11 protein-coding genes are annotated in these 14,974 nt (G+C 74.0%); 5 read left to right on the top strand and 6 right to left on the bottom strand.

The features are described from left to right. Positions 1-48 precede the first annotated feature (48 nt). On the top strand, positions 49-3,189 hold the full coding sequence (locus tag D7318_RS30195; protein WP_120700435.1) for a glycosyl hydrolase 115 family protein: 3,141 nt from the start codon (positions 49-51) through the stop codon (positions 3,187-3,189). Between the two features lie 81 nt (positions 3,190-3,270). Beyond that, on the top strand, positions 3,271-4,143 hold the full coding sequence (gene fdhD, locus D7318_RS30190) for a formate dehydrogenase accessory sulfurtransferase FdhD (protein WP_120700434.1): 873 nt from the start codon (positions 3,271-3,273) through the stop codon (positions 4,141-4,143). Here the strand turns inward: fdhD and D7318_RS30185 are convergent. The 4 genes from D7318_RS30185 to D7318_RS30165 all read right to left on the bottom strand — a co-directional run bounded on the left by D7318_RS30185 (position 4,086) and on the right by D7318_RS30165 (position 10,375). Beyond that, positions 4,086-5,120, bottom strand: coding sequence for a bile acid:sodium symporter family protein (locus D7318_RS30185; RefSeq protein WP_120700433.1), 1,035 nt, complete (start codon positions 5,118-5,120; stop codon positions 4,086-4,088). The genes fdhD and D7318_RS30185 overlap by 58 nt on opposite strands. Positions 5,121-5,381: 261 nt before the next feature. Next, complete coding sequence (locus D7318_RS30180; RefSeq protein ID WP_120700432.1) at positions 5,382-5,687, bottom strand: 4a-hydroxytetrahydrobiopterin dehydratase; 306 nt, start codon at positions 5,685-5,687, stop codon at positions 5,382-5,384. An 813-nt stretch (positions 5,688-6,500) separates the two neighbouring features. Next, positions 6,501-8,066 carry a PQQ-dependent sugar dehydrogenase gene (locus D7318_RS30170; protein ID WP_120700431.1) on the bottom strand — a complete coding sequence of 522 codons (1,566 nt, stop codon included), beginning with the start codon at positions 8,064-8,066 and terminating at the stop codon, positions 6,501-6,503. Between the two features lie 242 nt (positions 8,067-8,308). Next, positions 8,309-10,375: a phage holin family protein gene (locus D7318_RS30165; RefSeq protein ID WP_120700430.1), complete on the bottom strand. Its 2,067-nt coding sequence runs from the start codon at positions 10,373-10,375 to the stop codon at positions 8,309-8,311. Positions 10,376-10,469: 94 nt separating this feature from the next. Between D7318_RS30165 and D7318_RS30160 the strand changes: the two genes are divergently transcribed. Beyond that, complete coding sequence (locus D7318_RS30160; protein WP_120700453.1) at positions 10,470-11,246, top strand: MBL fold metallo-hydrolase; 777 nt, start codon at positions 10,470-10,472, stop codon at positions 11,244-11,246. Next, positions 11,243-11,908 (top strand): DedA family protein, encoded by a 666-nt coding sequence (locus D7318_RS30155; RefSeq protein ID WP_230424246.1) that lies wholly within the window; start codon positions 11,243-11,245, stop codon positions 11,906-11,908. Before D7318_RS30160 ends, D7318_RS30155 begins: the two co-directional genes overlap by 4 nt. A gap of 547 nt (positions 11,909-12,455) precedes the next feature. On the opposite strand, the gene D7318_RS30150 is transcribed toward D7318_RS30155, so the two are convergent. Continuing rightward, positions 12,456-13,481 carry an MBL fold metallo-hydrolase gene (locus D7318_RS30150; protein WP_230424250.1) on the bottom strand — a complete coding sequence of 342 codons (1,026 nt, stop codon included), beginning with the start codon at positions 13,479-13,481 and terminating at the stop codon, positions 12,456-12,458. 92 nt (positions 13,482-13,573) lie between these two features. On the opposite strand from D7318_RS30150, the gene D7318_RS30145 reads away from it, so the two are divergent. Next, positions 13,574-14,374 carry a class I SAM-dependent methyltransferase gene (locus D7318_RS30145; protein ID WP_120700428.1) on the top strand — a complete coding sequence of 267 codons (801 nt, stop codon included), beginning with the start codon at positions 13,574-13,576 and terminating at the stop codon, positions 14,372-14,374. Positions 14,375-14,377: 3 nt separating this feature from the next. Here the strand turns inward: D7318_RS30145 and D7318_RS30140 are convergent, their stop codons facing one another. Further along, positions 14,378-14,878 carry an anthrone oxygenase family protein gene (locus tag D7318_RS30140; RefSeq protein ID WP_120700427.1) on the bottom strand — a complete coding sequence of 167 codons (501 nt, stop codon included), beginning with the start codon at positions 14,876-14,878 and terminating at the stop codon, positions 14,378-14,380. Positions 14,879-14,974: the final 96 nt, after the last annotated feature.

The raw sequence follows: 14,974 nt of genomic DNA, 5'->3' as shown, positions 1-14,974 counted from the left end.
CGGAAATTATCGGTCCCGCCCTCCTCTTCCGCGTGGAGTACGAAGCCCATGACAAGCCGCCGTGCCTTCCTCAGCCTTCTGCCCCTGACCGTCGCGGCGACCGCGGCCGCGCCCACCATCGCCGCGACGTCCGCGCGCGCCGCGGAGAGACGTGACCTCTTCGTCTCGCCCTCATGGCAGCCAGGCAGCCTCACCCTCGCCAAGGGCGGAAGGGCCGCGCCGATCCTGGTGAGTTCGCGGGACCACCCCGGCGTCATCCGCGCCACGGGCGACCTGGCGGCCGACGTCGAGCGCGTCACCGGCGTCAGGCCCCAGGTGTCGCAGGGCGACTGGAGCCGCATCCGCGGCGACGAGATCGTGGTCGTCGGCACCATCGGCAGCAGCCCGCTGATCGACCGGCTGATCCAGGAGGGCAAGCTCGACGTCGAGGGGATCGCGGGCAAGTGGGAGACGACGCGCGAGCAGGTCGTCGACAACCCCGTGCCCGGCGTCCGTCGGGCCCTCGTCATCGCGGGCAGCGACCAGCGCGGCACCATCTACGGCGTCTACGAGACCTCGCGGCAGATGGGCGTCTCGCCCTGGCACTGGTGGGACGACGTGCCCGCGCGACAGCACGCCGAGCTGTACGCGCTGCCGGGCCGTCACACACAGGGCACCCCCGCGGTGCGGTATCGCGGCTTCTTCGTCAACGACGAGAACCCCGCGCTCGGCACGTGGGCCCCCGCGTTCTTCGGGCCAGGACACGCCCCCGGATTCCCCAACGGGTTCAACAGCGAGTTCTGGGCCAAGATCTTCGAGGTCATGCTGCGGCTCAAGGCCAACTACCTCTGGCCCGCCGTCTGGGGCCGCGCGTTCGCCGAGGACGACCCGCTCAACCACGCGACGGCGACCGCCTACGGGGTGGTCATGGGCACCTCGCACGAGGCCCCGATGATGCGCGGCATCGAGGAGTGGAACCGGCACGCGACGGCCGCGGTGCGCGACGAGGAGGGCGCCATCGTCACCCCGGGCGATGACCCCTACGGCGGCACGGGCGAGTGGAGCTTCGTCCGCAACGCCGAGGCCATCAAGGCGTATTGGCGCGACGGCGTGCGGCGCATGGTCGACGAGGACTTCGAGGGCGTCATCACCCTGGGCATGCGCGGCAACGGCGACGTCAGCCTGCCGGACGGCGACGGCATCGAGCTGATGGAGTCCATCCTCGCCAGCCAGCGCGAGATCATCGAGGAGACCTTCGACGGCGACATCACCGAGATCCCGCAGGTGCAGACGCTCTACAAGGAGGTGCAGCGCTACTGGGACCAGGGCCTGCGCCCGCCCGAGGACGTCACCGTCATCTTCTGCGACGACAACTGGGGCAACATGCGCAAGGTCCCCGACCTCTCGCTCCCCGAACGCGCCGGCGGCTACGGCATCTACTACCACTTCGACTACGTCGGCGGCGGCCGCAACTACAAGTGGGTCGACACCATCAACCTCGCCTCCACATGGGAGCAGTTGCACCTGTGCCACCAGTACGGCATCGACCGGCTGTGGATGGTCAACGTCGGCGACATGAAGGCCGAGGAGATGCCGCTCCAGTTCTTCCTCGACTACGCCTGGGATCCCGGGCGTTGGACCCTGGACCGGCTCGGCGAGTGGGAACGGCGTTACGCCGAGGAGAACTTCGGCCCCGAGCACGCCGACGCCATCGGCGAGCTCCTGCACACCTACGGCGTCCTCCAGGCCCGCCGCAAGCCCGAGTTGCTCAACCGCCGCATCACCCTGGACCCCGGGAAGGACCTGGCCACCGACCCGACCGCGGTGGTCTACGACGACCGGGCCACGCCGTTCAGCCTCACCGGCTACCGCGAGATGGAACGCGTCACCGCCGAGTGGGAACGCCTCGACGCCGAGGCGCAACGCATCGGCGACGCCCTCGACCCGGCCTGGTCGGAGGCGTACTACCAGCTGGTGCAGTACCAGGTGGAGGCCACGGCCAACCTCTACGCCCTGCGCTACGCCGAGTTCGCCGCCCTCCACTACGCCGAGCAGGGCCGCGCGCTGACCAACGAGCTGGCCGACGCGACCGACGCGCGGTTCGCCGACGACCAGGCGATGTCCGACTACTACAACAACACGCTCTCGGACGGGAAGTGGCAGGGCTTCCAGACGCAGCCGAAGATCGGCTACGGCGACATCGAGCGCTATGGGCCCGACGCGCCGTGGCAGCAGCCGCAGACGCCCGACCATGTGGCGCTGCCCGACGAGGTGTTCCCCGCGGTGCGGCGGATCGAGCTGGCCGAGGGCCCCGAGATGGGCGTGGCCATCGATGGCTCGACGGCATGGTGGCCGCACGCCCAAGAGCCCGCGACACTCCCGCAGTTCGGCCCGTACCAGAGCCAACCCACCCAGTACATCGAGGTGTTCAACCGCGGCTCCGCGCCGTTCGAGTACGCGATCGAGCCCGCCGAGCCCTGGGTGACCGTGACCCACGCGTCCGGCACCGTGGACACCCAGGTGCGCGCCGAGGTGACGGTGGACTTCTCGGCCGCGCCCCGCGGCGAGACCACCGTGCCGATCACCGTGTCGGGCCCCGACGGCGCCACCGTCGAGGTGCTCGCGCCCGTCTTCAACCCCGGCACCCCGCGCCGCCGCCTGTCCGGCTTCATCGAGGCCAACGGCTATGTGTCCATCGAGGCCGCGCACTACTGGCGCGCGGTCAACACCTCGGGCGTCAGCTGGCAGGTCATCCCCGACATCGGGCGCACGGGCGACGGCGTGACCCCGTTCCCCGTGACCGCGGCCCGGAGCACACCCGGCGGCCGAGGGCCGCGCCTCGAATACGAGGTGACACTGTTCACGGCGGGCGAGGTCACGTTGCACACGCACCTGTCGCCGCGCAACAACGCCCTTCCGACCGAAGGGCTTTCCTACGCCGTCTCGTTCGACGACGCCACGCCGCTGACCGTCAACGTCACCGAGGTCACCGGCTCGGACGACACCTCGATGAACAAGCAGTGGGAGCGCAACACGTCCGACAACGTCACCGTCACGTTCACCACGCACACGATCGCCGAGCCGGGGCGGCACGTGCTGAAGTTCTGGATGGTGGACCCGACCGTGGTCGTGCAGAAGCTGATCATCGACACGGGCGGCCTCCAGTACAGCTATCTGGGCCCGCCGGAGAGCCTGCGCGCCCGCGACTGACCGACCGCGACCGACTGTGACCACCCGCGACCGGCCGCCACGACCGTCATGCCCGCACGTTGTGCGGGCATGATGGCGGGTATGGGACGAATCACGGAGCGCCGCCCGGTGGTGCGGATCAGGGACGGCGTGGTCAGCGAGCGGGCGGACACCCTGGTGGGCGAGGAGCCGCTGGAGATCCGCGTCAACGGCCGCCCCCTGGCCGTCACGATGCGCACCCCAGGCGACGACTTCGCGCTCGCGGCGGGCTTCCTGGTGAGCGAGGGCGTGCTGGCATCGGCCGACGAGGTGGCCCGCATCGCCTACTGCGCGGGCGCCACCGCGGCGGACGGCGAGGGGCGCGTGACCAACACGTACAACGTCGTGGACGTCCGGCTCGCCGACGGCGTCGCTCCCCCGTCCCTCGACGGCCTGGAGCGCAACGTCTACACCACGTCGTCGTGCGGCCTGTGCGGCAAGGCGAGCCTGGACGCCGTGCGCACCACGGCGCGCTGGCCGCTGCCGCTGACGGGCGGGCCGCGCCTCGCGCCCGCGGCGCTGGCCGCGCTGCCCGACCGGCTGCGCGCGGCGCAGCGGGTGTTCGAGCGCACCGGGGGCCTGCACGCGGCGGCGCTCTTCGACGACGAGGGCACGCTGCTCGACGTCAGGGAGGACGTGGGGCGGCACAACGCCGTGGACAAGGTCGTGGGCCTGGCCCTGACGCGCGGGGACCTGCCGCTGTCGGACGCGGTGCTGATGGTGTCGGGGCGCGCGTCGTTCGAGCTGGCGCAGAAGGCCGTGATGGCCGGGATCCCCATGCTCGCCGCGGTCTCCGCGCCCTCGTCGCTTGCCGTCGACCTGGCCGCCGAGTCCGGCCTGACGCTGGTCGGCTTCCTGCGCGGCACGTCGATGAACGTCTACGCGGGCGCCGAGCGGCTTGTCCTCGGGGAGGCGGCCGCGACCGCACGCTCCTGATCCGCGCGCCCCTCATCCGCGCCCCCCGCGGCGGCGGGAGTCTCGGGCGCGCGCGACCAGCGGCGGGACAGATAGGCGCACACGATCAGCTGGAGCTGGTGGAACAGCATGAGCGGCAGCACCGCGAGCGCGGCCTGGTCCTGGAAGATCACGCTGGCCATGGGCAGCCCCGCCGCGAGTGACTTCTGCGACCCGGCGAGGACGACGACGATCCGGTCCTCGCGACCGAAGCGCAGCCTGCGCGCCACCAGCCAGGTCAACAGCAGCATCACGACGAGCAGCAGCGCCTCGACGCCGAACAGCGCGCCGAGCCTCGGCCAGCTGACCTCGTTCCACACCCCCGCGTTCATCCCCTCGCTGAACGCCGCGTAGACCACGACCAGGATCGAGCCGCGGTCGACGAAGGACAGCGCCCGCTTGTGGCGCCTGACCCACGCGCCGATCCAGCGGCGCAGCAGCTGCCCCAGCGCGAACGGCGCGAGCAGCTGGCCCGCCACCGCGAGCAGCGTGTCGGCGGAGAAGCCGCCGCTGCCACCGATCAACGCCGCCGCGAGCAGCGGGGTCAGCAGCACGCCGAGCACGCTGGAGAACGAGCCCGCGGCGATCGCGCCCGCGACATTGCCGCGCGCCATCGACGTGAACGCGATCGAGGACTGCACGGTCGACGGCACCAGGCACAGGAAGAGCAGCCCGTCGTACAGCTCGTCCGTCACCAGCCACGGGGTCAGGCCGTACGCGGCCAGGCCGAACAGCGGGAAGACGGCGAACGTGAAGGCCAGGACGGTCAGATGGAGCCGCCAGTGGCGGATGCCGTCGAGCGCCTCGCCGGTGGAGAGGCGGGCGCCGTAGAGGAAGAACAGCAGCCCGATGCCGCCCGTGGCCGCGCCGTCCGCCACGTCGGCGGCCGCGCCCGAGGCGGGGAGCAGCGCGGCGATCCCGACCGTGGCGAGCAGCAGCACGATGTAGGGGTCGATCATCCGGATCAGTCTGCGCACGGCGGCGGGCCCTCCCTGGCGTCTCTGCGATGTCCTGGCGTCCCCGGCGCCCCATCCGGAAACATTTCGTCCGATCATTCTTCCATTGCCGGGCAAGCCGCAACGGGCTCGGCCCCGCGCACAGCGCCGACACGGCGTTTCGGCGGCTGATCCGCGCCCGGGCATCGGGCGCGTGGAGGCGCGGGGTGGACGAAGGGACGGGGCGGGAAGGCGCCGAGGGCGGCGCGTTCGGCGGGCGGCGCGTCAGCGGGCGCCGTGGGCGGGGGCCAGGGCCTCGACGCGGCGGGCGAGGGTGACGTCGAGCTCGGTGACCTTGCCGCCGACGCTGTGGGTGTGCACGGCGACGCCGAGCCGGTTGTAGGTGAGGGCCAGATCGGCGTGATGGGCCAACTCCTCCTGAACCGTGGCCACATGGACCAGGAACGCCACGGCGGGAAGGTGGGCGGCGAAGCCGTAGCCGCGGATCAGCCGGTCGTCCTCGAAGGTCCAGCCCGGCAGCGATTCCAGGGCCTCTGCGATCTCGGACTCGGACAGCGGGCGCGGTGCCATGGTCGTTCCTCTCACGGTGCGGTCACACGGGTGCGCCTTCCAGCGTAGGCGCCGGGCCCACGCGTCCGGCGTGGCGACGCGAGCGCCGCCGCCTCCGCGCGGCGGCCACGTGGGGGCTCGGGCTCAGGGACGCCGGGCAGCACTCGTGGGTCACGGTGAACTCCCGGACCGAACGCGGGCGCGGCCCTGGTGGGTCGGCGCGCCGGACGGTGAGGGTGGTGCCGCGGCCCATGACGAACAGGTGGCCCGGGGTGCCCGTTCGGTCAGGTGCGGCGGGCGGTCGCGTTCGCTCTCGTCGGCGCGGGCCATGGCGTGGATGCCTCGGTCGGGCAGGGCCTGGCCGACGTGCTCGCGCCGGTGAACGAGAGGGGATGACCGTGGCGGACGCGCCCGTTCCACTGACCGAGGACGAGATCGCCGAAGGGCTCAGGCGCGGGCCGCCGGGTGGGACGTGTGCGTCGTTCTGTCGCCGTCGGCCGCGCGCCGGTGGGCCGACCGGCGCGGTGAGCTCGAGGAGCTGACGGGGCGCCCGGTGCGTTCCGCGTACAAGCTGCCGGGCGAGCGCGACGCGTTGCCGGGGGCGTCGGCGATGCTCGTGGCGTGGTGTTCGCGCCCGGCGAGCCGCACGCGCCGAAGCGGGGCGACGCCCATGCGTTCGCCTGGTCCGCCGGGATCGCCGCACTGCGGGCATGACCGAGGCGGCCGGGCCCCCGGGGCCGTTGCCGCGCCGCCGCCCCGGCGACGCGCAAGGGCCCGGGGCGGCGACGAACCCTTGAGTCCGCCGCCGACACCGGGGCCCTCCGTCCAGCGGCGTCAGCCGACGGTGCAGGCGTTGCCGTTGAGGGTGTAGCGCGCGGGGGGCGCGGTGTCACCCGTGTGGGTGGCAAGGAAGCCCAGGCTCACGCTGCCGCCTGGCGGGATGGTGGCGTTGTGCGCGGAGTTCCTGGCGCGGACGAGGTCGCCGCCCTGGAAGAGGTCGGTGTTCCAGTCCGACACGACGGTCTGCCCGATGGCCAGCGGGAAGATCAGCTCCCAGCCGTCGACCGGCTCGTCGCCCGTGTTGGTGACGGTGAGGTCGACGGTCATGCCGTCGCCCCACACCTCGCGGGTGACCTCGACCGCGCACGCGGGCTGGACCCGCTCGAAGCCGACGCGGTGCAGGCCGCCAGGCAGGTCGTTCACGACGTAGAACTCGCCCTCGGGCGTGGTCCCGAACGCCGTCACCTGGGTGGGCGTCTCCCCGATCTCCGCCTGGAGATAGCCGCCCGCGCCGTCCTCGCGCAGCGCCCAGACCGTGGAGGAGCAGTAGTCGGTGGCGATGTAGGTGCCGCCGACGAGGTCGGCGAACTCCTGCCCGCGGTAGACGTGCCCGCCGATGACCGCGCAGCCGCCGGTCTGCGGGGAGTAGGTGAAGACCGGCTCGGTGTACTCGGCCGCCGGGTCGCACTGGGCCTCGTCGAAGACCTCGAGGCCCTCGTAGCACGACCAGCCGAGATTGGCGCCCGGCTGCTCGCCCGGGGTGAGGTGGTTGATCTCCTCCCAACGCCCCTGGCCGACGTCCGCGATCCACGCGTCGCCCGTCTCGGGGTCGATGGACCAGCGCCAGGGGTTGCGGCCCCCCGACATCCAGATCTCCTCGCGCGCGCCCGCGACGCCGACGAAGGGGTTGTCCTCCGGAACGCAGTAGGCGAGGTCGCCGCACGCGGCGCCGACGTCGATGCGGACGATCTTGCCGAGCAGCGTGTCGAGGCGCTGCCCGCTGTCGAACGGGTCGCCCGAGCCACCGCCGTCGCCGATGCTCAGGTAGAGGTGGCCGTCGGTGCCGAAAACGAGCTGGCCGCCGTTGTGGTTGCTGAACTCGGCGTGCTCCTGCGACAGCAGCGGCTCAAGGGTGCCGTCGTCCAGGCCGTACCTGCCGAGCGTGACCGCGCCGTCGGGCAGCGCGGTGTAGGCGAGGTAGAGGTCCTGGGTCCCCGCGAAGTCGGGCGCGAGGGCGATGCCGAGGAGGCCGCGCTCGTTGCCCGACTCGTCGACGGTACCGGTCAGGTCGACGAGCGGGTCGGGCGCGAGCCCGGTGTCCGGGTGGTAGACGCGGACCACGCCGTCCTTCTCGGTGATGAAGAGGCGGCCCGACCCGTCGTCGGGCGCGGCGATCGCCGTCGGGCGGTAGAGGCCCGAGGCGACCTGGGTGGTCGTGGTGGTCAGCTCCTCGAGGGGAACGTCGGCGGCGCCCACGTCGGCGGCCCGCGACGAAGGGGAGGGCGAAGGGGAAGGGGAGGGCGAGGGGGACGCGGATGCCGAGGTGGCGGCGGTGAGGGGGGCGAGCAGGGCGAGGATCACTGCGGACAGCACGGGGGCTGCCCAGCGTCTTCTGGGCATGTCGGCTCCAGGGTGAGGGGACTTCCTGGGAACGAACGGCACGCGCGGCCGCGGAACCCGACCGGGCTCGTTCGCTCGACGTCCCAGAGCGATCAAGTCCGGTCCGGCGCAGTGGAGTTCCGCGCACGGATGTGCCATTCGGGACCGTATCCGCTTACCTCCTGCCACACCAGAGTGCGGCACCCACCGAATGGAACCGCTCCCACGCCCCGGCCCACGCCCCAGGGCCCGCGCCCCCGCGCTCAGGCCCCTGTGCGGGCCGGGGCGTCGGCGGGGCGGGCGGGCTGGGCCGCCGCCTCGCGCTGCCAGCGGCGCAGTATGCGGTGCACGGCCTCGGCGCCCACGGGCTCGAACGGCGGCGCGGACAGCGTGCGCGGCGACAGCAGGAACGCCAGGCTCTGCGGCCCGCCGAGGCCGCCGTGGCAGCCGATCTGGTCCTCGAAGGCGTGCACGGCGCCGGTCCCGGGGTCGACCGATGAGTTGACCATGAGGTCGGCGACATGGGGGTACGCCGCCACCCGCCGCACGGCGTCCGCCGCGCCGGGGCCGAAGGGGGCCAGCGGGTCACGCCCCCTGATCTCCCCGGTGGCAAGGCGGTGTTCGGCCCCGTCGGCGCCGAGCACGACGGGCCCGTGCCGCTCGTCGCGGACCAGCACGAAGCCGATGCCGGGGTGGTCCGCGAGCGCGGGCAACAGGTCGGGGTAGCGGCGTTCGATGTCGCCGCGCCCGGCGCGGCCCGGCAGGTCGGGGAACGAGATCAGGCCCAGATTCCCCGAGGCCAGGACGATGGGCGCGGTGCGGCGCCCCGGCTCGCCAGGGGGGCGCGAGGGCGGCTCGCGGGGCACTTCGGGGCGGTGCAGCGCGGCGCGCGCCACCTCGCGCGCCTCCGCACCGCTCTCGCGCCGGCGCCTGGTCCGGCGCACGGGCCGCCCCGCGCCGGCGCGCACAACCTCCTCGAGGGAGTGGCCGAACGCCGACTCGAACGTCTCGCCCTGGCTCTGCCCATGGTCCGAGAGCAGCACCAGGTGGTAGGGGCGGGGCGCGTACGCGGTGGCCTGGGTGATCAGCTCGACACAGCGGTCGAGGCGGGCGAGCACCTGGCGGGTGTCGGGCCCGTGCGGCCCCGAGTGGTGGGCGACCTCGTCGTAGGCGACCAGGTCGGCGAAGACATGGGTGCGGCCCGTCAGGATGTCGCCGACGACGACGGCGGTGACGACGTCGCGCTGCACCACGGTGGCGAACGCTCGGATGAACGGGTAGAGCCCGCCGCGCGCGACGCGCGGCCGGTCGCCGCGCAGCCGCGCGCGCGTGGACTGGCCGATCTCGCGGAAGAGTTCGGCGGTGAACGACGCGGCGGTGCGGGCCGCGCGGGCCGGGTCGGAGAAGTACGCGAAGTACCCGGCGCGCGAGTGCCGCCCGCGCCCCCGGCGGGCGGCGATCGACAGGACGAGCGCGACCTGCTCGGCGCCGCCGGTGAACAGGTTCCCGCGCGACGCGCCGTCCTCGGCCAGCAGCCCCGGGTCCCCGGCGCGGGCGACCGCGCGGCGTTGCAACTCGGCGGCGCCCGAAGGCCGGTTGCTGACGATGACCTCGCCGGTCTCCTTCTCGTACCAGCGGAACGCGGGCACGTCCTCGTTGCTGCCGTGCAGCAGGGCCAGCTGCGCCGCGCCCGTCTGGCTCGACCAGTCGGTGCGCCAGGGCGTGAGCCGGTGGGTGGCCGCGCACATCGCGGCCACCGTGGGCATGGCCGGGTCGTCGCCCTCGATCGCGGCGCACAGCACGTCGTGGCCGATGCCGTCGAGCTGGAGGAAGACGATCCCCGGGGTGTGCGCCGGGGGCGCGGGCGCCCGGCGCGTGGCGCGCCAGCCCGCCATCCGGCGCAGGCGCCGCGCCTGCGCGCCGGGGTCCCTGACGGCGAGGAACGTGCTGGCGGCGGAGGCCGTCACGGACATCACGGACGCCACGACGACCGCCGTCACCGGGCCCACCTCGCTGTTCACCTCGGGCACGGCGCTGAGCGCGATCCACAGCAGCGATCCGTTGAGCAGGAAGACGAGCGAGCCGAGGGCGAAGGCGGGGACGAGCAGCAGGGCGCGCACGAGCCAGGGCCAGACGAGGGCGCTGAGCAGGCCGAACGCGCCCGCGCCCAGGGCGGCGGTGAGCGCCGAGCGCGTGAGGCTCTCGCCGCCGGGCGCCTGGATGCGGAAGTCCGGCAGCGCGAGGGCGAGCACCGCCATGGTGAGGGTGCCGACCGCCCACACGGCGAGCAGGCGCAGCAGCGCCCGCCCCGCGCTCCGCCAACCGGTCACCGGTATCGACCTGCCCTTCCTGGTCCCGCAATTCTCGCCGACCCGCGCCTGGCATCCTGGGTGAAAGCCTGCGATGGGCCGGAAGGAGTTCCTCGTGCCGGTCGAGATCACCTGGTGGGGGCATGCCACCGCGAGTGTGCTGGACTCCGGCACCACGGTGCTGACCGATCCCCTGTTCACCCGGCGGTGCGCCCATCTGCGGCGGCGGCGCGGGGCGCTGCCCCCTCAGGCCGCGTGGCGGCCCGACGCGGTGCTCGTGTCGCACCTGCACGCCGACCACCTGCATCTGCGCTCCCTCGCGCGGCTCGCGCCCGGGACGCGCCTGGTCCTGCCGCGCGGCGCGCTGGGCGCGGTGCCGGGGCTGCGGCGCGTGGCGGCGCGGCTGGACGTGCACGAGATGCTGGCCGGGGAGTCGGTGGAGGTGGGGCGCGTGACGGTGCGTTCCGTGCCCGCGGCGCACGACGGGCGGCGGCTGCCGCTCGGCCCGCGCCGGGTGCCCGCGCTCGGCTATGTGGTGGAGGGCGAGGCGCGGACGTACTACGCGGGCGACACCGACCTCTACGACACGATGGCCAGCGAGACGGGCCCGGTGGACACCGCGCTGCTGCCGGTCGGCGGCTGGGGGCCGCGCCTCGGCCATGGCCATCTGAACGCCCAGCGCGCCGCGGAGGCGCTGGTCAGGCTCAAGCCGCACAGCGCCGTTCCCGTGCACTACGGCACGTACTGGCCGGTGGGGATGTCGGCGGTGCGGCCGCACGAGTTCCACGCGCCGGGCGACGAGTTCGTGCGGTGCGCGGCGCGCGTGGCGCCCGAGGTGCGGGTGCACCGGCTCGAGCACGGGCAAAGCGTGCGGCTGGCGGTGACGGGGTGACGGTGGCGGCCGGCGCGGACTGCGCGCTCGCGGCCTCGGGGGCGTTGACGCCGGAGTCCACGCAGCACGCGATCGGCTATCCGACGCTGTTCGCGCTCGTGCTGCTCGGGGCGCTGCTACCGGTCATCCCGACCGGGGCGCTGGTGAGTTCGTCGGCCGCGGTGGCGTTCCACCATCACAACGCGGCGGTCGCGTCCGGCGCGGTGTTCGCGGTGGCGGCGTCGGCCGCGTACTCGGGGGACGCGCTGCTGTTCTGGCTGGGGCGGCGCGGCACGCGGTCGCGCAGCGGCTCGCGCTGGCTCGACCGGATGCGGCGGCAGGTGGACCCCGACCGGCTCGCGCGGGCGGAGGACAACCTGGAGCGGCACGGCACGACGGTGCTGACGGTGTCGCGGCTGCTGCCCGCGGGGCGGCTGCCCACGATGCTGGCCTGCCTCCTCGCGCCGATGCCGACGCGCGACTACTTCCGCGGGAACATCCCGGCGGTGCTCGCCTGGACGACGACCTACCAGGTGCTCGGCACGCTGGGGGGCGCGCTGTTCCCGCACCCGTGGCAGGGCGTGGTGGCGGCGGTGGGGCTGACGCTGCTGGTCGCGGCGGTGCCGTTGCTGTGGCGCAGGATCCGTGACGGCCGCGCGCGGCGCCGCGCGGCGGCACGCTAGTTTCTCCCGGGACGGCGGCCACGGAGGGTCCGGTGGTTCTCGCCGTCCGCCGCGGTGACGTGTCTCGTCCTGGCGCGGGTCACCGATCGGCACCTACGGGAGGGTGGTAGGTCTCCTTTCACGCGGCGCACACTCTGTGTTGAACAGAAAGTGCCGCGTGTCAGAAGAGCACCCGTCCCCGCGTAAGCGGGGCATAAAGCCCAACGGACCCGCTGAACGAAACGCGCCCGTGCCCCGGACCGGCCCGCTCCATCAGCTCAACGTGCGCGCGGTGAACGACGAGAGCGGCGGCCAGGGCAGGCCCGAAGGGTGCGCGCCACCCCGGCCGACCACCGGGAAAACGGCCAAAGACCACGGCAAGCGGCCGCGCCCGGCTGGCGAACGGTCCCGGCCGACGACGAGACCGACCGTTCACCGGGACGGCCGGTCACCCGACGCCCCCTCCCCCGTAGGTGCAAGCCCTGACCCGCACCCACCACGAAAGCAGCACTCGGCCGACGGCGAACGGGAGGACGTCCAGCCCTTAGCCGCGCCCGCCAAAGCGCCGCTAGGGCACCATCACCCGCGAGCCGCCGATCGGCAGGGCCCACAGGTCGGGGGTGGGGCGACCGGTCGCCGCCCATGCCGCGCGCGTTCTCCGCAGCGGCTCCGCCGGTGGCTCGCCCGACAGCAGGAACGTCGCCCAGTGCATGGGCGCCATGCGCGCCGCGCCCACCTCGACGCACGCCCGCACCGCCTCCTCGGGGTCGGTGTGCACGGGCTGCTGGAGCCAGGGCGGGTCATAGGCGCCGATGGGCATGAAGGCCAGGTCGATGCCGGGGTGGCGGGCGCCGATCTCCGCGAAGAAGTGCCCGTATCCGGTGTCCCCCGCGAAGTAGAGCCGCCACCCCGCGGCGTCGGTGAGCACCCAGCCGCCCCACAGGGAGCGGCAGGTGTCGGTGAGGGTCCGCTTGGACCAGTGGTGCGCGGGCACGAAGTCGAACCGCACCGGGCCGCCGGGCCCCGGCAGCACGGCCGCCTCCCACCAGTCGAGCTCGGTGACCCGGGCGAAGCCGCGCCGCCTGCACCAGCCGCCGAGGCCCGCGGGGACGAACAGCGGGGTGGCGCGCGGCAGTCGGCGCAGGGTGGGCGCGTCGAGGTGGTCGTAGTGGTTGTGCGAGATCACCACGGCGTCCACCGGCGGCAGGTCGCCCCAGCGGACGCCGACGGGCGTGAGCCGGGGCGGGGTGCCGAAGATCCTGCGCGACCAGACGGGGTCGGTCAGCACGGTCAGGCCCCCGATCCGCACCACCCAGCTGGCGTGCCCCGCCCACGTGACCGCGACCGTGCCAGGGCCCGCGGCGGGCAGCGGGGCGGGGGCGAACGGCAGCCCCGCCGTCTCGCGCAGCTCCGCGGCCGAGGGGCGCAGATCGCCCCTGCGGGCGGCCACGGCGAGGGTGCGCAGACCGGGCAGCGGCGTGGTCAGCCGGTCGGCGAAGCTGCGCGGCCACGAGCGCCGCTCGAACAGCGGGCGCGGGGCGGCGAGGTCGTGCGTCATTCCATCAAGCGCAGCACGCGGCGCCGCGGCGGCCATCCGGCGGCGTGGCGCGTTGCGCCGAACCGGTGACGGCGTCCGCATCGCGGAACCGTCTTGCCCGGATGGCGAGACGGAGGCAGGGTGGCGCCATGCCGGAAGCGACCTACACCCATGGGCACCACGAGTCGGTGCTGCGTTCCCACCGCTGGCGCACCGCGGAGAACTCCGCCGCCTATCTGCTGCCGAGGCTACGCCCCGGGCTCGCCCTGCTGGACATCGGCTGCGGCCCTGGCACCCTGACCGCCGACCTGGCGGAACGTGTGGCGCCCGGCCCCGTGACGGCGCTCGACCACGCGCCGGGGATCCTCGACGCGGCGCGGGCCGAGGTGGCCTCGCGCGGGCTCGCGGGGGTGAGCTTCGCGACGGGCGATGTGCACGCGCTCGACCTGCCCGACGCCTCGTTCGACGTCGTCCACGCCCACCAAGTGCTCCAGCACGTCGCCGACCCGGTGGGCGCGCTGCGCGAGATGGGCCGGGTGTGCCGCCACGACGGCGTGGTGGCGTCGCGCGAGTCGGACTACGCGGCGATGACCTGGTATCCGCGGGTGCCGGGCCTGGACGAGTGGCGCTCGCTGTACCGGCGGGTCGCCAGGGCGAACGGCGGGGAGCCCGACGCGGGCCGCCGCGTCGCGTCGTGGGCGAGGCGGGCGGGGTTCGCCGACGTCACGGCCACGGCATCGGTGTGGTGCTTCGCGTCGCCCGAGGACCGGGCCTGGTGGAGCGGGAGTTGGTCGGAACGCTCGACGGCGTCCGCGTTCGCCAGGGCGGCGGTGGACGGCGGCCACGCCACCGCGGGGGATCTGGAGCGGATCGCCGCCGCCTGGCGTGCGTGGGGCGAGCGGCCCGACGGGTGGTTCACCGTGCTGCACGGCGAGGTGCTGTGCCGCTGACGGTCAGCGGTCCCGCCCCCAGAGCCAGCTGCCGAGCGCGGCGAGCAGCAGCGACAGGCCGCTGACGACCGCGCGGACATGGTTCCAACGGGTCCAGCGCGGCGCGTAGTCCGCCCACGCCTCGGCCGCCCGTGCCGCGCTCTCCGGGGTGCCGAGCGCGGCGAGGGTGTCGTTCATGGGGACGTTGACCGCCCCGGTGGGCAGGAGCGCGCCCAGCGCATAGACGGCTCCCGAGGCGAGGAACGCGACGCCCGCGGCCCGGTGCCCGAGCAGGATCAGCAGCACGCCTGTGGCCAGGGCCGCGACGGGCAGGCCGAGGAACGCCAGCAGGAACGCCGGGTTGACGATCGCGACGTTGAAGGACTGCATGGACCGCACGGCGAGCGGGGGCTCGACGGCGTCGAGCCCTGGCATGACCGAGACCGAGAACGCGAAGAAGACGCCGGTCATGGCGGCGGCGAACAGGAGGGCGAGGGCGGCGGTGACCGCGGCGACGATCGGCATGCCGCGAGTACAACCGGTGGGGCGCGCCCCGGCCCATCGTTCAGCCGCTCGACCCCATATGCGGGGCGCCACGGCGCCAGGACGGGACCTTGCGGC

Source organism: Streptomyces radicis (assembly GCF_003626575.1).
GTDB lineage: Bacteria > Actinomycetota > Actinomycetes > Streptomycetales > Streptomycetaceae > Streptomyces > Streptomyces radicis.
The sequence above is the reverse complement of the archived record's forward strand: the minus strand, read 5'-3'. Positions and strand labels throughout refer to the sequence as shown.